2 pseudogenes are annotated in these 2,117 nt (G+C 47.0%); both read right to left on the minus strand.

The window, feature by feature from the left end:
* Window positions 1-388, minus strand: a pseudogene (locus HMPREF1323_RS09250) (hypothetical protein); the annotation flags it as partial.
* A pseudogene (locus tag HMPREF1323_RS09255) lies at window positions 385-2,117 on the minus strand (hypothetical protein); the annotation flags it as partial. The pseudogenes HMPREF1323_RS09255 and HMPREF1323_RS09250, both read right to left, overlap by 4 nt.

Here is a 2,117-nt window from a genome sequence, read left to right on the forward strand (position 1 = left end):
CCATGGGGTTATCTCCGAGACCGACCTCAAAGTCCTCCCCAAAGACAGCTTGTGCCATCACTAAGCCCATAGGATATTGTGTGGCTATAGCCTTGAGTTCATCGCTCTCTCTTGGCTTGAGCTCAGCACCTAAGATATGAGCCTCGGGGCTTGGTAGTATTTGTCCGTTACGTGCGATAGTCAGACGCTCTAAGCGAACCCCATGCTTGTTCAAGCTTTCCCAAGTTTTGGCATCACTGGCAATCCATCGCAATAATACTTTATTACTATGGACTTCAGTCCTTACCTTAATGCTTCCCTGTGACTTCGTTTGTGCCTTGAGCATAGCCGACAGGAACAAACATATCCCAAGGGTAAGGAGCCTCATACCCCATCTTGCTTGTTTCATCGCTCTGTGTTAAACTTGAGATTGTTATTGTAAAGGATAGGCATCGTTGAGCTTACGGTACCGTCAGGTAAGACATAGCTTACGAGAGCCTTATACTTACCATGTCTGAGTACGGGTAAAGTTCCAAGGGCGAAGCGCTCATAAATACTACGCCCCACTAGCTCTCGGTTATTGACCACAAGCCCCTGTAGGTCGCTGAAGTCAGCAAAGACAACATGCGAAGCTAAGAAAGTGAAGGGGAATCGATAAGCTTGCTTATTGAGAGTCCCGTCACTCAATTTAGACAAGAAGTATGGACTTGGAGCAAAGGCATAATAGGGTGGTACACCATAGGGTTGCTCACTACGATAAGTTAACTCAAGACCAGCAAAGGGATAGCCCTCATAAACTAAGGGGTAGACGGTCTTCGCAAAATAATCCTCTTCTAGCGTTGCTTTGAGTTGAACAAGGGCTTTCCCTTGTGTCGTCTCTACCCCTAATACTTCAGCCTCATCAAAAGCCTCATCAGCTCGGACATCCAGTTCAAGAGGATAAGCTGAGGCTTCATCATAAACAGCAAAGCCATCTTTAATCTTGAGGGCATCCATCTTTTCCTTGAAGGTACTGTGCTGACTTGTACTGAAATCATAGCTGAGGATAGCTTTCTCTAGGTTGCTAGCCACAAGGCGCTCAGCCCTATCACCTCCAATACGCACACTTAAGTCTTCGCTATCAAGATGAGTAGTAGAGTTGTTCTTAGGACTTTCTTGCCCCTCCTGAACTTGTGCGGTGTAAGCTAGGCTCAGTGTGTAGGGAGTTTTCTTTCTCAGGCTGGGAATAATAAACTCTAGTCTATTCTCACTCTCGTTGTAGTTGAAGTCCGTGGACACTCGTCCACCCTCTTCGTCAAGGAAGCTCATCTTGTAGTCAAAGCCCTTCTCAAAGAGGTACTTTTGTCCCATCTTGAGCTGCACATAGCCCTTGTTACTTTCCTTGGGGAGGAAGTATGACTGGCCTACAACTGGGTAAGCATAAACGACATTGGCAAGAGGGATTTCACTGGGAGCCCCACCCGTAGTGAAAGTATGTGTCTTCTCTTCTATTGCTGGTTTACCCGAAGTCACAACTTGATGCCAAGAACCATTTATAAACTCTTCAAAGCCAACACGAACACTTGCCGTAAGCTCTGTATTTGGCGGAAGGACTTCTTTAGCCTGCAAGCTGAGCTTAGTCTTATCATCACCCCACACAAGTTGAGCAGCAATGCTCTTGCCTTCCTTATCCTTAAGGTCAAAACTTTTGAGACTAATACGATAGATCTTATTTACACCACGCTCGTCTGAGGCCTCAAAGGTTTTACCCATTGCAACATTGAAGGTTGCTTGAGGTACAGCAAAGACGCTTACTTCTCGCTCCCCGATAACTGGCGAAAGATCGTTGATCATTGGTTCATCTACGGGAGATGAGCCTGGATTGACGACTTCACACTCTTCGCCGATACTTAGCTTAAAGCGAGCATGTCCCTTCACAAGCCCAAGCACATTAAGATTTACGCCAAGGTATCCCTTGAAGAAGGTTGGATCGGGTAGGCCTGCTTGTAGCAAGGCGGCCGCACCTCCCCTAATGACAGGGACACGCACACGCACAAACCACAACTTAATTTTTACACCCAACTCGCCTTGCAGATAGGCATAAGCCTGCCCTTGAGCGTACCAGCCATTCAGACCGATTGTCCCAGAACGGCCTCGAC

It is taken from the genome of Porphyromonas sp. oral taxon 279 str. F0450 (genome assembly GCF_000292995.1).
Classification (GTDB): Bacteria; Bacteroidota; Bacteroidia; order Bacteroidales; family Porphyromonadaceae; genus Porphyromonas; species Porphyromonas pasteri.